Source organism: Bradyrhizobium jicamae, assembly GCF_001440395.1.
In the GTDB taxonomy this organism is placed as follows: Bacteria; Pseudomonadota; Alphaproteobacteria; order Rhizobiales; family Xanthobacteraceae; genus Bradyrhizobium; species Bradyrhizobium jicamae.
This window is the reverse complement of record NZ_LLXZ01000157.1, coordinates 1-1696: the sequence shown is the minus strand read 5'-3', so window position 1 is coordinate 1696 and position 1696 is coordinate 1. Positions and strand designations below refer to the sequence as shown.

Here is a 1696-nt window from a genome sequence, read left to right as displayed (position 1 = left end):
GTCGGCAGAAATCAGGATATCCGGCTGTGGTGCCCTCGCCGCCCACAACGCCGCCGCCAGCACGAGCGCCGCGCCCGACCAGCGCAGCGGCGTGCGCAGCAGGCCGAGCAGGATGATGCCGAGGCTGGCTACGATCAGCGGCCCGATACCGAACGCCGGCACCCGGCCGACCGCGCCGGGCAGCGCCGCGACCCATTGCGTCACCGCAATCATCCACTCGATGCCGACGCCCATGATTGCCCAGAACGGGCGGTCGAAGCCGAACGGCATTGCGACGAGGCCGAGCAGCCCCATCGGCATCACCAGCGCCGACACCACCGGCATTGCCGCGAGATTGGCGAGCACGCCATAGGGCGTAATGCGGTGGAAGTGGAAGGCCGCGTAGGGCGTGGTCGCAAGTCCCGCGACCAGCGAAGCCAGCAGCAGCATGGTGATCTCGCGGCCACCCCACAGCGCCGCGCGGGCGGTTGCGGTGTGATCTGCGGTCGCGAACAGGCGCGGCATGCCAAGCTGCACCAGCGCCACCAGCCCGAGCGTGGCGGCAAACGACATCTGGAAACTCGGATGCACCAGGGCTTCCGGCGCGACCGTCAGCACGATCAGGGCGGCGACCGCGAGCGTGCGAAACGTGATCGCCCGGCGGTCGACCATGACCGCGATCAGGACCACGGCCGTCATGAAGAACGACCGCTGCGTCGCGACCTCGGCGCCGGACAGCAACAGATAGAACGCGGCAGCAACGAGGGCCGCCGCCGCCGACCATTTCTTGATGGCATAGCCGACGGTGAGCACGGGAAACAGGGCGAGCAGCGCCCGCACCGCAAAGAACACGACGCCGGCAACAACCGCCATGTGGTAGCCCGAGATCGACAGCACATGGCCGAGGCCGGATATGAACATCGCATCGTTCACCGGCGGCGAGATCGCATCGCGCCGCCCGGTCAACAACGCGGTGGCAATCGCGCGCTTGTCGCCTTCCAGCGTGGTCCTGATCCGCGCATCGATGGTGTCGCGCAGGCCCTGCATGAACGCCGAATAGCGCAGGCGCAGCCCGCCGGCTTCCGGCGGCTCGGTGGTCTTGATCGCGCCCATCACGAAGCCGGAGGCGCCGATGCCGGCGAAAAACATGTCGCGGCTGAAATCGTAGCTGCCCGGCCGCACTGGCGAAAGCGGCGGCAACAGCCGCGCCTTCAGTTCGACAAAGCTGCCGACCGGTGGCGCAGTCCCCTTCTTCACCGACAGCCGCACGCGCTCGAGCTTTGTTTGGCCCCGCGCGCTTTCCATGGTGACGACACGGAGCACAAAACGGTCGGTGCGCTCGCGGATGTCGCGCGTCTCGACAAAGCCGGTCAGCGATACCGAAAACATCGGCCGCGCCAGCACGCCATGCGCGACCCGCGCGGTCTTCCACGCCGCGATCGCAAAACCTGCCGCAACGGCTGCGATCATGACCGCGACGGGAAAGAATTTTTGCCGCCGCAACAGCACCGCTACCGCGCACAGCGCGATCGCCACCACGGCAGCCGCCGACAGCGCCGGCTCGTGATCGGCGGCGAAGTAGAATGCGATGCCGGTCCCGAATGCCACCGGCACCCAGGGCAGCAGCCGTCCGGCACCGGCTTCGGCGCGCGCCCAGGCGCGCAGGGTTTCGATCAACGGTGGCCAGAAAGCCGGGCGCGATGGCGCCAGCCCGCCG

Annotated in this window: 1 protein-coding gene; it reads right to left on the bottom strand. The window is 68.5% G+C overall.

The annotated features are described in order from the left end of the window. Positions 1 to 1689 (bottom strand): ComEC/Rec2 family competence protein (locus CQ12_RS25805; RefSeq protein ID WP_083519485.1); only part of this gene is annotated, 1689 nt, incomplete at its 3' end. Between the last annotated feature and the right edge of the window lie 7 nt (positions 1690 to 1696).